General features: G+C 69.4%; 10 protein-coding genes. 4 read left to right on the plus strand and 6 right to left on the minus strand.

Going from position 1 to position 13,043, the window contains the following annotated elements; genetic code table 11:
* Positions 1-158: 158 nt before the first annotated feature.
* A complete protein-coding gene (locus tag DACI_RS02695; protein ID WP_043780433.1) occupies positions 159-2,777 on the plus strand; it encodes a PepSY domain-containing protein in 2,619 nt (872 codons plus the stop codon).
* Positions 2,778-2,929: 152 nt separating this feature from the next.
* On the opposite strand, the gene DACI_RS30895 is transcribed toward DACI_RS02695, so the two are convergent.
* The 5 genes from DACI_RS30895 to DACI_RS02720 form a co-directional block, all read right to left on the minus strand.
* Positions 2,930-4,090: a CMD domain-containing protein gene (locus tag DACI_RS30895; RefSeq protein WP_012202463.1), complete on the minus strand. Its 1,161-nt coding sequence runs from the start codon at positions 4,088-4,090 to the stop codon at positions 2,930-2,932.
* Positions 4,091-4,097: 7 nt separating this feature from the next.
* Positions 4,098-5,579 (minus strand): SidA/IucD/PvdA family monooxygenase, encoded by a 1,482-nt coding sequence (locus tag DACI_RS02705; RefSeq protein WP_012202464.1) that lies wholly within the window; start codon positions 5,577-5,579, stop codon positions 4,098-4,100.
* 65 nt (positions 5,580-5,644) lie between these two features.
* Positions 5,645-6,652, minus strand: a complete 1,008-nt coding sequence (locus DACI_RS02710) for a Bug family tripartite tricarboxylate transporter substrate binding protein (RefSeq protein ID WP_034368821.1) — start codon at positions 6,650-6,652, stop codon at positions 5,645-5,647.
* A gap of 162 nt (positions 6,653-6,814) precedes the next feature.
* Entirely contained in the window at positions 6,815-7,204 is a 390-nt protein-coding gene (locus DACI_RS02715; RefSeq protein WP_012202466.1) for a YXWGXW repeat-containing protein, read from the minus strand.
* 182 nt (positions 7,205-7,386) lie between these two features.
* Positions 7,387-8,127, minus strand: a complete 741-nt coding sequence (locus tag DACI_RS02720) for a helix-turn-helix domain-containing protein (protein ID WP_012202467.1) — start codon at positions 8,125-8,127, stop codon at positions 7,387-7,389.
* 114 nt (positions 8,128-8,241) lie between these two features.
* Here DACI_RS02720 and DACI_RS02725 point away from each other — a divergent pair, with 114 nt between their 5' ends.
* Both DACI_RS02725 and DACI_RS02730 read left to right on the plus strand, forming a co-directional pair.
* On the plus strand, positions 8,242-9,066 hold the full coding sequence (locus DACI_RS02725) for a hypothetical protein (protein ID WP_012202468.1): 825 nt from the start codon (positions 8,242-8,244) through the stop codon (positions 9,064-9,066).
* Between the two features lie 11 nt (positions 9,067-9,077).
* Positions 9,078-11,042 (plus strand): MFS transporter, encoded by a 1,965-nt coding sequence (locus DACI_RS02730; RefSeq protein ID WP_012202469.1) that lies wholly within the window; start codon positions 9,078-9,080, stop codon positions 11,040-11,042.
* Here the strand turns inward: DACI_RS02730 and DACI_RS02735 are convergent.
* Positions 11,039-12,223, minus strand: a complete 1,185-nt coding sequence (locus DACI_RS02735; RefSeq protein WP_012202470.1) for a saccharopine dehydrogenase family protein — start codon at positions 12,221-12,223, stop codon at positions 11,039-11,041. The genes DACI_RS02730 and DACI_RS02735 overlap by 4 nt on opposite strands.
* Before the next feature lie 310 nt (positions 12,224-12,533).
* On the opposite strand from DACI_RS02735, the gene DACI_RS02740 reads away from it, so the two are divergent.
* Complete coding sequence (locus DACI_RS02740; RefSeq protein WP_012202471.1) at positions 12,534-13,007, plus strand: YiaA/YiaB family inner membrane protein; 474 nt, start codon at positions 12,534-12,536, stop codon at positions 13,005-13,007.
* Positions 13,008-13,043 lie beyond the last annotated feature (36 nt).

Here is a 13,043-nt window from a genome sequence, read left to right on the forward strand (position 1 = left end):
TCCGTCGACAAGTCCCGGCCAACGCCGCCCGGGGCCGATGCACAGGTGCCGCGCACTTTCATCTCTGCCCGCCTGCCTTCCATGCACCGTTCTGTCCTGATGTTCCGTTGCGCACCGCAATGGATTTCCGACCGACGCCGCCTGCTCGCCTGCTCCCCATGACTTTCAAGAAAATCTGGTTCCAGTTGCACTGGTTCGTCGGCATTACGGCCGGTACGGTGCTCATCGTCATCGGGCTGTCGGGCGCGGTGTTCTCGTTCCACGAGGAAATCCTGGGATGGATGAATCCCGGCACTGCCTCCGTGCCCGCGCGCAATGCCGCGCCGCTGGCGCCGCCGCAGGTTGCACAGGCGCTGCGCGAGGCCGGTGAGCAGCGCGTGGTCCAGCGCATCACCGTCTTTGCCGAGCCCGGCCGCTCGGCCCAGGTGGCCTTCAAGCCGCCGGCCGGCCAGCGCCGGGGCCAGACGGTCTTTGTCGATCCCTACACGGGCGCGCAGCTGCCTGAGCAGCACGGCACGGAGTTTTTCGAATGGGTGGAGCGCCTGCACCGCTGGCTGCTGCTGTCGCGCGATGACGGCAAGCCCATCACGGGCACGCTGGCCGGCCTGTTGCTGATGCTGTCGCTGTCGGGCCTGTACCTGCGCTGGCCGCGCCGGCCGCTGTCCTGGCGCACCTGGCTGACCTTCGACCCTGCGCTCAAGGGCCGCTCCTTTCTCTGGGGCCTGCACTCGGTGGCGGGCACCTGGGCCCTGGTGGCCTATGTGGTGTTCACCTGCACCGGCATGTACTGGGCCTTTGGCGTGGTGCGCAGCACGGTGGACGGCTGGGCCGGCGTGCCGCCGCGTGTGGCCGCTCCCGCGGCGCCGTCCTCGAAAACCGGTGGCGGCCGGCCTGAGCCGGCTGGCGCGCAGCAGCCCATCGACATCGCGCCTGGCTGGGCCGCCTTCGAGCGCATCGCCCATGGCTGGCAGTTCGCCCAGCTGCGCCTGCCCGAGCGCGCGGGCCAGCCCCTGCAGATCAGCTGGCTGGATGCCGAAGCCGCCCATGAGCGCGCGCGCAACCAGATGGCCCTGCTGCCCGACGGCACGGTGCAGCGTGACGAGCGCTATGCCGGCCTGCCCACGGGCCGCCGCGCCGTGGGCGCCATCTACCCGTTGCACATGGGCACCTATTTCGGCATGCCGGGGCGCATCTTCATGACGCTGGCCTCGCTGATCATGCCCCTGTTCGCCATCACGGGCTGGATGCTCTATCTGGACCGCCGCCGCAAGGCGCGCGCACTGGCCAAGGAGCGCCAGGCGCTGATGAAGGAGCCGCCACCGTCCGCGCCTGCGGGCCAGGACACCGTGCTGGTCGCCTTTGCCAGCCAGGCCGGCCGCGCCGAGCGCCTGGCCGTGGCCACCGTGGCCGCGCTGCGCGGTGCAGGCATGGCGGCCAGCCTGCAATCCGTGGCGGCGCTGGATGCCGAGCAACTGCGCCACCATCGGCGCGTGCTCTTCGTGGCCAGCACCTTCGGCGAAGGCGACCCGCCCGATGCCGCACGCCGCTTTGCGCGCCTGCTGGGCGCGGCCTCGGGCTCGGCCCTGCCGCACCTGCAATACGGCCTGCTGGCGCTGGGCGACCGGCAGTACGCGGCCTTCTGCGGCTTTGGTCATGCGCTGGACCACCAGCTGCGCCGCCTGGGCGCGCAGCCCGTGTTTCCGCTGATCGAGATGGATGGTGAGCAACCCCAGGCCTGGAATGCCTGGCAGCAGGCGCTGGCAGGGCATTTCGGGGCCTTGCCGCCTGCATCGGATGCGCTGCCTGCGTCCGCTGCAGGCCCGCTGGCCGATGCCACCGCCTTTGCTGCCTGGCCGCTGCAGGCGCGCAGCCTGTGCAATGCGGGCAGCCAGGGCGCCGGTCTCTACGTGCTGGAACTGTCGCCGCCCGAAGGCGTGGCCCCGCTGTGGCGGGCTGGTGCGCTGGCCGAGGTGCTGCCACGCCATGGCGCAGCCACCGTGCAGGCCTGGCTGGCCGCCCAGGAATGTGACGGTTCGGCCCCCGTGCAATGGCGCCAGCAGACCTGCACGCTGGGCGAGGCGCTGGCCGCCAGCGTGCTGCCGGCCCCGGGCGACATCGCCCCCGGCACCGCGCCCCAGGCCGTGGCCGATGCGCTGCGGCCGCTGCTGCCGCGCAGTTACTCGGTCGCCTCGCTGCCGCAGGACGGCCATGTGCGGCTGCTGGTGCGCCAGGCCCGCCATGACGGCGGCCTGGGCGTGGCGTCGGGCTGGCTGACGGCGCATGCGGCCCAGGGCATATCCGTGGCCATGAGACTGGTGGAAAACCGCGCCTTCGAGCCGCGCGACGAGGCAGATGCCGAGCCCGATGCGCCGGCCATCTTCATCGGCAACGGCTCCGGCTATGCCGGCCTGCGCGGCCACCTGCTGGCGCGCATGCACGCAGGCCGCCACCGCAACTGGCTGCTGTTCGGCGAACGCCAGCGGGCCCATGACGGGTACTGCGAGGCCGAGGTCTCCGGCTGGCTGGCCGCAGGCAAGCTGCAGCGCGCCGACTTCATCTACTCCCGCGACCAGGCCCGGCGCCGCTACGTGCAGGACGCCCTGCGCGAAGCCGCCGAACCCCTGCGCGACTGGATCGCCGACGGTGCCGTGCTCTACGTCTGCGGCAGCGCCGACGGCATGGCCGCAGGCGTCGATGCCGCGCTGGCCGACATCCTGGGCGCTACCGCCGTCGAAGACCTGATCGTCGAAGGCCGTTACCGCAGGGATGTGTACTGAGGTGAAGCGCCGCGTCTTAATGCACAGCGCATGAAACCGGCGCGGCCCAAGTCAGGGACACCTAGCAAGGGCCGCCCCGCCGCGAGGGTGTCGTCCCCCTCCCGCGTAGCGAGAGAGGGCGCCGTGCATACGGGGGAAGGCGCGTAAGCGCCTCAGGGGGTGATGTACCTCTCCTTGCCGAGATTGAGCATCAACCGGTTCGCCCAGCCGAACAGCGCGGCCGAATGCAGCATGTCCAGGATTTCCTGGTCGGTGAGGCCGGCATCGCGCAGCGGCTGCAGCTGGGCTGCGCCAAAGCTGCCCGGCGCGCGCGTCAGCGCCAGCGAGGACTGGATGATGGCGCGTTCGCGCGCATTGGTGCCGGCCGTGTCCGGGTCGTCGAACATCTGGGCCATGACATCGTTGCGCTTGGCCAACTGCTCGAAACGCTGGGCGTGGACCGATGCGCAGTACACGCAGCCGTTGGAGCGCGAGACGGCCGTGGCCGCCACCTCGCGCTCGGCGCGCGACAGGCCGCCGGGCGCGTACATGATGGCGTTGAAGGCCTGCGAGCGCTCCGACAGCACGCGCGGCTGGCGGGCCAGCAGCAGGTAGAAGTCCGACGTGCGCGCCTTGGGGTGGCTCAGGTCCAGCACGGCCTGCTGCTCGGCCGTGGCCGTGGCGGGGTCGAGCACGGGCAGCCAGGACGTCCAGTCCAGCGTTTCGCTGGTGTAGCCGTTGCGGCGCAGCGGCTCGCCCGGTGGCGGCAGGTTGGCGGGGTGCACGAAGGGTGCGGCGGCGGCTTCGGCAGCCGGTGCACTGGCCTGGCCGCCCAGCGCGTCCATGGCCTGCACGCCCGCGAACAGGCGCAACTGGTAGGCGATGAAGCCCACCAGCTGGGCCACCAGCACGGTGTCGTCGATGGACAGGCCGGACTCGGGCATGGCCAGCAGGGCCGCGCGGTCGCTTTCGGCGGGGTGCAGGGCCAGGGTGCGCACGAAGTGCAGGGCCGCATCCAGGCGCGCATTGCCGGTCTGGGCGCCGGGCTGGGCCAGCACGGTGCGCAGCGCGGGCGTCAGGGCATCGCCCAGGGACTCGGCACGCTGGCGGTATTCATCGGCCAGGGCCTGCACGCCGCTGACGCGGCATTGCTCGCTGGCCAGCACCAGGCGCTCGGCGCGCGACAGGCTGTCGGCCAGGCCGTCGCCCAGCAGCAGGTCCTCACAGGCCTGGGTGGCAATGGCCACCTTGTCGCGCTGGCGGCGCGTGGCGAAAACGGGGGACTGGTCGGTCAGGCCGGCCAGGCGGTCGATGGTGTCGTTGGCGGTGGTCATGGTTATCTCAGGTCTTGTCTGCCAGGGCCCGCACGCGGGCTTCGGGGTCGGCGGGCGTCCATTCGCCGCCGTCGAGCTCGGGCTCGGAATAGGACTGCAGCTGGGCGTAGTGGTGTTCCAGGTCCTCGCGGTAGAACAGCGAGGCCAGGCCCTGGGCCAGCTTGCGCGCGCCGTCGCTGATGGCGGGGATATCGCCCGACACCGTGCCGTGCGACAGCGCGGCCGGATAGCAAAAGCAGTGCACATGGTCCAGGCCGGGCAGGGCGCCGGGCGTCTTTTCCTGGAACTCGAACAGCGGGCCCAGGTCGGGCGAGTCCGACAGTTCCTGGTCCTCGGCACCCGCCTCGGGCACGAAGCGGTCGCTCCAGATGCGCACATGGGGCGCCAGGTCGGCGAACTCGGGGCGCTGGCGCCAGTCGATGGCAAAGCCGGTGGAGACGATCAGGAAGTCCAGCACGAACACGCCGCGCGGCGTGTCCACGCGCAGCCGGTCTCCGTCCTGCTCCACCTTCTGCACGGCGCAGCCCAGGTTGAAGTGGGCGTTGGCATGGCGCGAGACGCGCAGCGTGCTGCCGTGCGGAGGTGGCACCTGCTGCACGTTGATGTAGTGGCGTATGCGCCATTTCCAGGCGTCGGGCAGCAGGAACTGGCCGTGCGTGAGGCCGGGCGTGCCCGAGCCCTTGGATTTGTTGATGCGCGGCAGGTCGCTGCGGCGCACCAGCAGGTCCACGCTGGCGGCGCCGTTCTCCAGCGCGGTGGCTGCACTGTCCATGGCCGACGAGCCCGCGCCCACCACGCCCACGTGCAGGCCGGCCAGGCGGCGGTAGTCGAGCACGTCGGAGGAATGCGCCCAGCGGCTGCGGTCCACGCCCTGCATGAAGGCGGGGATCTGCGGGCCGCCCAGGCCGTCGCGGCCCGTGGCCAGCACCACGCGGCGCGCCAGCCAGGTGCGCGAGGCGCCATCGGCCGTCACATCGACCTCGACCGTGCCGTCGGCCTGCGGGCGGATGGCGGTGACCTGGTGGCCGTTGCGCACGTCGCAGCGCATCACGCGGCGGTACCAGCGCAGGTAGTCCATCCACTGCAGGCGCGGGATCTTGTCCAGCGCGGCCCAGGCTTCGCGGCCCCATTGGGCGATGAACCAGGCGCGGAAGGTCAGCGAGGGCAGGCCCAGCGCAGGGCCGGTCAGCTCCTTGGGCGAGCGCAGGGTTTCCATGCGCGCCGTCGTGGCCCAGGGGCCTTCGAAGTCCAGCGGGGCCTTGTCCAGCAAAACGGCCGCGATGCCCAGCTGGGACAGCGCGGCCGACAGGGCCAGGCCGGCCTGGCCGGCGCCGATGACCAGGACATCGTGCACGGGCTGGCCGTCGCGGGTGGAGGGAGGAATCCAGGCCTTGGCAGGCCAGCCCAGGGCGACGAGGTCGTCGCGCAGGCGTTCTTCAAGGGCAGCCAGGCCCGCAGGGGCCGGGGCTGCCGGTTCGGTCAGGGACATAGACTCACCAGGAACTCACGAGGAAAGGCGCGCCAGCGGGGCAGGGCCTGCGGGCGCGCGCGGCATCAATCGATGCTGATTTTCGCGTCTTTGACCACCTGTGCCCACTTCAGGCGGTCGTTGTGCACGGTTTTCTTGAACTGCTCGGGCGTTTCGATGCGGATCGCATTGCCCTGGGACTCGAAGCGCGCACGCACCTCGGGCAGCTCCAGCACCTCGCGCACGGCCTGGCTGAGCTTGGCCACGATGGCCGGGTCCGTGCCCTTGGGCGCGAAGATGCCGAACCAGATCGAGCTGTCGAAGCCCTTGGTGCCCGTCAGGCCGCTGGAGGCGATGGTGGGCACTTCCTTGATGACTTCCACGGGCTTGGCCGTGGTCACGCCCAGCAGGCGCACCTTGCCGCTCTTGTAGTGGGGCAGCACGGTCTGGACCTGGTTCATGATGCAGCAGGTCTCGCCGCGCAGCACCGAGGTGATGGCCTCGGGGCCACCCTTGTAGGGCACATGGACCATGTTCAGGCCCAGGCGCGCATTGAACTCGGCAAAGGCCATGTGCGTGCCCGCGCCGTTGCCCGTGGAGGCGTAGTTGTACTTGCCGGGGTTGGCCTTGATCTCGTCCACGAACTCCTTGAGGTTCTTGACGTTGATCACGTTGGGGTTGATGGTCAGCACGTTGGACACATCGATCAGCGGCGCCACCGGCACGAAGTCGGTTTCCACATCGAAGGGCAGCTTCTTGTACAGCGCCGCATTGCTGCCGTGCGTGGCGGCCGTGCCGAAGGCCAGCGTGTAGCCGTCCGGCTTGGCGCGCGCCACGATCTCGCTGGCGATGTTGCCGGCCGCTCCCGACTTGTAGTCAATGATCAGCGGCTGGCCCAGGCGCTGGGACAGCGGCTCCTGCACGCCGCGCGCGATCACGTCCACGCCCGAGCCTGCCGGGAAGCCCAGGATCATGGTCACGGGCTGGTGCGGCCACGAAGCCGCCGAATCGGCTGCCACCGCTGCGGTGGAGCCGAAGACGGCCAGGGCCGCGGCGGCGGCGGGAATCCAGGAGCGGAAAAACGAGGGGCGCATGGTGTGCAGGGAAATCCGGTGAATCAATTCCCATATTTTCCTGAGAACTTAATGAGCCACTTTTATATGCATATGTTGGTATGAAGCCAGTGTGGGCATGGCCGCAGCGCTCAGCAAAAAGCCCGCCGATGGGGCGGGCTTCATGCCGGGCGCAAGCGTCCATCAATGGCGGTAGGGGTTGTTGGGGCGGCGGTCATGGCGGTCCGGCACGCCGTCGCGGTCACGGTCCCAGCGGCCGGGTGCGTAGCCCCAGCGGCCACCGTGCTGCGACCACACGGGCTGGCGGTACACATAGCCGGGACGCGCCTTGACCCAGTGGCCGGCCACCCAGGCATGGCGGTGGCCCTGCGGGCGCCAGTAGCCGGGTGCCCAGACGTAGCCGCGGCGCGGTGCAGGAACCGCCTCGTAGCGCATGGGAGGCGGCGCGCCGAACTGGACCGAGATGGCGGCGCCCGGCGCCGCATAGGTCACGTTGGCCTGGGCCTGCGCGGTGCCGGCCCATCCGGCCAGGGCCAGGGTGGCGGCGATCAGCGGTGTGCGAAGGGAAATCATGGCGGCTCCTTGTCCTTGGTTCATCGGGCTGGAGTCCTGGTGAAAGGAATCCATGACTGCATGGTGCAGGTCCATCGTCAATCACGGGTTGCCGCGCCGCGAAGTCTTGCAATCTTGTGTATCGCCTTGGTGAAGCCTTGTTGCCAGGCGCTGCAGCGCAGGCTGCCGTCCTGCAGCCGCCGTCAGACAGTGCCTCTTCGGAGCGCCGTGAACGCAGTGAATTCCCAGCTGCGCATGGCCAGCACCAGGGTGTAGCCCTCGCGCTGGCCCGGCGGCAGGCGCTGGTCCTGCAGGTGCTGCTGGGAGAAGTCATGGGCCAGCCGCTGTATGCGTTCCACGAAGCTGGGCGCCAGATGCCGGCCGATGGAGCCGTGCACCATCAGCATGCCCTCGCCGGGCTGGTCGAAGCCGCCGCCGAAGTAGTCGAGCACGGCGTTCTCGCGGAAGTACTCCATCACCGGCCCGCGTGCGCGCCAGCGGAAGGTCTTGGCCAGGCGCAGCCGGTAGCGGTTGCCGGGGCGCAGCTCGATGATGCCGATGCGGTCCAGCTGGGCCAGGTAGCGGATGCCTTCGGCCTCGGTCATGCGGTAGGTGGCCACGATCTGCTCCAGCGTCCACTGGCTGAGCACGCAGATGGCCATCAGCAGCAGCTTGCGGTCGGCGACCACGGCGTTCTCCTGCTCGGGCGTCATCTCCTGCAGCAGCGGCTGGCTGTCGGCCACGCGGCGCGCCAGGTCGGCGAAATCCAGGCTCAGCGCGCGGCAGATGGCATCGATGCGCGACAGCGGCATGTCGCCCTTGGCCAGCATGCGCTTGACGCTGGACTCGGCCATGCCCAGGGCGCGCGCCAGGTCGGCATAGGTCATCTGGGCGGCCTTGAGTTCCTTCTTGAGGGCGATGACGAGGTCGGCAGTGGTGCTCATGGGTAGCGATTATCGATACCCGAGGTGCTGGTTTGCGCGGCGGGTGCAGAAAAGCGATGCTGGAAGGGCCGACGGCTCGCCACACTGCGCCTCACTTTTCACGAGGAGCAACACATGCCATCCGTATCGATTTCACCGGCCGCCGCCCTGCGCGCGCTGTACTGGGGTGCTGCCCTGCTGCTGCTGGCCGCCTGGCTTGGCCCCGCCGTGCCGCAGCCTCAGGACTTTCACGCGTTTGCCGACCAGCGCGCCTGGGGGGCGCTGCCCCATGCGCTGGATGTGCTCAGCAACCTGGGCTTTGCCTGGGCCGCCGTGGCGGGCGCGCGCCTGCTGCTGGACCGGCGCAGCCAGGCGCTGGCGCCGGCCCTGCGCTGGCTGGCCGCGCTGTTCTTCACGGGGCTGGCGTGTTCGGCCATAGGTTCGTCCGTCTACCACTGGGCACCCCACGATGCCACCCTGGCCGGCGACCGGCTGGGCATGTCCATGGCCTTTGCCGGCATGCTGGGGCTGGCGCTGCAATCGCGCATTGCCGACCGCGTGGCCGTGCGTGCCGCGGTGGCCATGCTGGTCGCCGCCGTGGCCTCGGTGCTGGTCTGGCTGCATGGCGGCAACCTGCTGCCCTGGGCGCTGGTACAGGGCGGCGGCATGCTGGCGGTGCTGGGCCTGGCCTGCGTGGCGCCGCGCCATGGCGCGCTGGCGCTGCGCCTGGGCGTGGTGATCGCCTGGTATGGCGCGGCCAAGCTGCTGGAGTGGGGCGATGTAGTGGTGTTCGAGGCCACGGCCGGGCTGGTGTCCGGCCACAGCCTCAAGCATGTGGTGGCGGCGGCCGCCGCCCTGCCCGTGATCGCCGCGCTGCGTGCGGCAGGCACGGCGCGCATGGCCAGTACGGGCACAATGTGCGCCGATGCGTGCGGCCACGGCGGCGCCACCAACCGTTGAGGGAAGACAAGATGTTCCAGCAAGAGACCGGCAGCCCGTCTGCCCCCACCGCAACGGCCGGCGCCGTGCCATCGGCCGCGCACGAGCACCCCAACCAGTTCGCCCTGCTGGGCCAGCGGCGCTTTGCGCCGTTCTTCTGGACGCAGTTCTCGGGGGCGGCCAACGACAACCTGTTCAAGTTCGCGCTCACCGTGATGGTGACCTACCAGCTCAGCGTCTCCTGGCTGCCTTCGGCCATGGCGGGGCTGGTGATCGGGGCGCTGTTCATCCTGCCGTTCCTGCTGTTCTCGGCCACCTCGGGCCAGCTGACGGACAAGTGGGACAAGACCCGCATGTTCCGCCTGGTCAAGAACCTGGAGATCGCCATCATGGCGCTGGCCGCCTGGGGCTTCATCCAGGCCAATGTGCCTTTGCTGCTGGGCTGCGTCTTCCTGATGGGCCTGCACTCCACGCTGTTCGGCCCCGTGAAATTCGCCTACCTGCCCCAGGTGCTCAGCGAGCGCGAGCTGACGGGCGGCAACGGCATGGTGGAGATGGGCACCTTCGTGGCCATCCTGCTGGGCAACGTGGCAGGCGGCCTGCTGGTGGCCGTGCCCGAGGTGGGCCATATGCAGGTGGCCGTGGCCTGCCTGGCGCTGGCGGTGATCGGGCGGATCTTTGCGCAGTTCATCCCCAATGCACCGGCCACCGACCCGCACCTGGTCATCAACTGGAACCCCTTCACCGAAACCTGGCGCAACCTGCAGCTGGCCCGCGAGCAGCCCGCCGTTTTCCGCTCGCTGCTGGGCATCAGCTGGATGTGGTTCTTCGGCGCCGTGTTCCTGGCCCAGTTCCCCAGCTTTGCCAAGGAGGTGCTGCATGGCGACGAGCATGTGGCCTCGCTGCTGCTGGTGGTGTTCTCTGTGGGTATCGGCACGGGCTCGCTGCTGTGCGAGGTGTTCAGCCGCCGCCATGTGGAGATCGGCCTGGTGCCGCTGGGCGCCATCGGCATGAGCGTGTTCGCCGTGGACCTGTTCTTTGCCTCGCGCGCGCTGCCGGCTTCCGAGCTGATGGGCGTGGGTGCCTTTTTTGCCCAGCCCGCGCACTGGCGTGTGATGGCCGACCTGGGCATGCTGGCCCTGTCGGCCGGCATCTACAGCGTGCCCATGTACGCGCTGATCCAGATGCGCAGCCAGCCCACGCACCGCGCGCGGATCATCGCGGCCAACAACATCCTCAACGCGCTGTTCATGATCGCCTCCAGCGTGCTGGCCGGCGCGCTGCTGGCGGCGGGCTTCAGCATTCCCCAGGTGTTCCTGATCACGGGCATTGCCAATGCCGTGGTGGCGGCCTACATCTTCTTGCTGGTGCCCGAGTACCTGCTGCGCTTCGTGGCCTGGGTGGCCTCGCGCTTCGTGTACCGCTTCAAGGTGCAGGGCGACGAGCACATTCCGGCCACCGGCGCGGCCATCCTGGCCTGCAACCATGTGAGCTTTGTCGATGCCGTGCTGCTCATGGCCGCCAGCCCCCGGCCCATCTACTTCCTGATGGACCACCGCATCTTCCGCGTGCCCGTGCTGGGCTGGCTGTTCCGCCTGGCCAAAGCCATTCCGGTTGCACCGCAGAAGGAGGACCCCGCCACCTACGAGGCTGCCTTCGAGCGCGCCGCGCAGGTGCTGCGCGAGGGCGACCTGCTGGCCATCTTCCCCGAGGGCGGCATCACGCGCGACGGGCAACTGCAGGAGTTCCGTGGCGGCATCATGAAGATCATCGAGCGCGCCCAGGCCGATGGCCTGCAGGTGCCCGTGGTCCCCATGGCGCTGACCAATCTCTGGGGCTCGTACTTCAGCCGCATCGAGCAGGGCGGCGCCATGGTGCGTCCCTTCCGCCGCGGCCTGTTCAACCGCGTGGGCCTGAACGTGGGCCAGCCCATGGCCCAGTCCGAGGTGCAGCCCGCGCTGCTGCGCGAGCGCGTGCTGCGGCTGCTGGCGGCCTAAGAGGGGTTCTGTTCCTCCACCGTGAAGCTCAGGCCGGCATTGGCCTTGAGCCTGGCGATGAGCGCGTTGCCCATGGCGGGCGCCGTGGTCCAGATGCCGCCGGGCGTGTCCGGAGCGTCCTGCAGCAGGCAGACGGCTGCCTCGGTGATCATCTTGGACGTGGAGCCGTAGCCCGGATCGCGGTCGCCCTTGACGCCCACGCGCAGGCTGTGGCCGGCCGCGTCGGTGCCGATGAACAGCACGTCGTAGAAGCCCGATTCACGCTCTTCGCGCGATGGCCCCTCGCCAGGCTTGGGGCCGTCGTCCGCGCCCAGCGACTTGTCGGCCGCCACGGCGTTGGCCAGGGCCTCGCCCTTTTCGCCCGCGCCTGTGACCATCATCTCGTCGTAGACAAAGTCGGCGCCATAGGCATGGCCCAGCAGGAAGTTGGAGCGGTGCACGTTGCGCGTGTTGATGGCCGCCATCACGAAGGGTGCCACCCACAGGCCCAGCACCTCGTCCACCATGGGCTTGCTGCCTGAAGGCTGGCGCGGGCCCTCGAAGCCTGGCGTGAGCGAGAACGGATTGCGCAGCAGCTCCAGCACGCCCGGCTGGGCGGCGGCCGCCGCCATGGTGGCCTTGAGGCTGGCTGCCGTGCCACCCGAGAAGGTGCCCTTCATCTTGCGCACCCGGCCCCGCACGCGCTGGGCGGGCTGGCCGAAGCGGGCCTGCATCTCTCGCTGCAGCATGAACACGCCCAGGTCGAAGGGAATGGAATCGAAGCCGCAGGAGAACACGATGCGCGCGCCGCTGGCCCGGGCTGCGGCCTCGTGTGCATCGATCATCTGGCGCATCCACGCTGGCTCGCCGCACAGGTCCACATAGTCCACGCCGGCGCTGGCGCAGGCGGCCACCAGCTCGTTGCCGTAGAGCTGGTAGGGGCCCACCGTGGTCAGCACCAGGCGGGTCTGCTCCATCAGCGCCTGCAGGCTTGCGGGAATGCCGGTGTCGGTCACCACCAGCGGGGTATCGGCGGGCGCGCCCAGCTCGTCGCGCACGGCCGCGAGCTTGGCGGCATTGCGCCCGCCCATGGCCCAGCGCAGGCCGCTGCCTGCGGGGTAGCGCCTGAGCAGGTACTCCACCACCAGCCGGCCCGTGAAGCCGGTGGCGCCGTGGACGACGAGGTCAAAGGGTTTGGTCATGGGAGATCTCCATCAATCAGCGTGGCGAACGTGCGATTGCCCGCTGCACTGCAGCCGGGGTGGGCGCATTGTCTGTGGCGCGCCGCAGGGTTCCTGTCGCCCAGGTGCCGTGCCCGATGGTCTGTGTGCTGGTGTCACATGCAGGAACTTTTTGGGGCGTAAACAACAGTCAAAAACTTGAAAAGTACCGTTTGGAGATACTCGATGGCCTGTGTCTGGCCACTGTTACGGTTGAATGCAGACACGCAAGTTACGTCTGGGCACCATGCGTCCCGTGTTCAACCAATGCCCTTGAGGGGCACCTCGGCAAATGTCCTCTTCTCCCATCGTCGTTCAGCGTGATACCCGGGCCTGGCAACTGCAGGTGTGGGTGTCGTTCGGCATTGCGGTCTCGCTGTGCGCCATCGGCCTGGCATGGCTGCCCGGCGAGCAGCTGGAGCAGGCCTTCATGGTGATGGGCTATGTGTTCTGCCTCTCGGCCGCCTTCGTGCTGGCCAAGTTCGTGCGGGACAACGAGGGCGGCCGCAGCGGCGCAGGCGACACGCCCATGTGGAAGCTGGTGGTCTGGGGCGGCTTTGCCGTGTCCATGGCGCTGACTGGCTGGGGGCTGGTGAGCATGGACATCAACGTGACCTACAAGGCCTTCCTGGGCGTGAGCTGGCTCTATCTCATCACCACCGCCTTCACGCTGGCCAAGATGCTGCGCGACCGCCACGAGGCCGACCTGGCGCAGGCCCGCATGCATGGCCGCCGCGAGGCCGCGCAACCGGCCGACGCCGAGTGATGTCCACCCCTTCCCCGCATTTCCAGGAGTCCAAGC

Origin of the sequence: Delftia acidovorans SPH-1 (assembly GCF_000018665.1) — a bacterium.
In the GTDB taxonomy this organism is placed as follows: domain Bacteria; phylum Pseudomonadota; class Gammaproteobacteria; order Burkholderiales; family Burkholderiaceae_C; genus Comamonas; species Comamonas acidovorans.